This window comes from Citrobacter sp. TBCS-14, assembly GCF_005280805.1.
GTDB classification, from domain to species: domain Bacteria; phylum Pseudomonadota; class Gammaproteobacteria; order Enterobacterales; family Enterobacteriaceae; genus Citrobacter; species Citrobacter gillenii.
In genome coordinates this window covers 1-231 of sequence record NZ_SZWM01000970.1, presented here as the reverse complement: position 1 = coordinate 231, position 231 = coordinate 1, and the positions used below count along the sequence as shown (strand labels likewise).

Below are 231 nucleotides of genomic sequence, written 5' to 3'. Positions count from 1 at the left end.
CAATGATGACCAAATCATTAAATGTTACTTTGAACATTCAAAACTAAATAACAATTCTTCTAACTTCTAAACCATAAGCATTTTATATTTGACTCTTTTGGTAAAGTCCTCGAGCGATTAGTACTGGTCCGCTCCAAGTCTCGCAACTCTTCCACTTCCAGCCTATCTACCAGATCATCTCTCTGGGCTCTTAATTCTTACGAATGGGTAATCTCATCTTGAGGTGGGCTT

1 rRNA gene is annotated in these 231 nt (G+C 38.1%); it reads right to left on the bottom strand.

The features are described from left to right. Nucleotides 1-97: 97 nt before the first annotated feature. A 23S ribosomal RNA gene (locus FDX22_RS22315) occupies nucleotides 98-231 on the bottom strand; the annotation flags it as partial.